The sequence below is a fragment of the Rhodococcus sp. FG69 genome (assembly GCF_057808915.1).
Genome location: NZ_JBMDIX010000131.1, coordinates 1 through 372 on the forward strand (window position 1 = coordinate 1; position 372 = coordinate 372).

At 64.8% G+C, this 372-nt stretch carries 1 protein-coding gene; it reads left to right on the forward strand.

The genetic code is table 11. The features are described from left to right. The coding region (locus tag ACODSO_RS29305) for a phosphopantetheine-binding protein (RefSeq protein ID WP_489040109.1) at positions 1 to 372 on the forward strand (372 nt) is incomplete at both ends.

Genomic DNA, 372 nt, shown 5'->3' on the forward strand with positions numbered 1-372 from the left:
TTCCGTTGACGCCGGCCGGCAAGTTGGATCGCCGTGCCCTACCCGCACCAGAGTTGATCGGCGCCGCCGATCATCGGGAGCCGACAACCGACACCGAACGTGCTATCGCCCAGGTGTTCGCCGAGGTTCTCGGACTCGAGACTGTCGGGTTGGATGACAATTTCTTCGACCTCGGCGGCGATTCTCTGAGCGCCACTCGGGTCACGTCACGTGTGAACTCCGCGCTCGACCTGGCGATCACAGTGCGCGCATTGTTCGAATCACCCACTGTGGCATCACTTGCCGCTCGTGGACGGGTCGAGGGTTCGGGCCGCGCACGGCCGGCGTTGGTGTCGGTGGTGCGTCCTGAGGTTGTGCCGTTGTCGCAGGCGC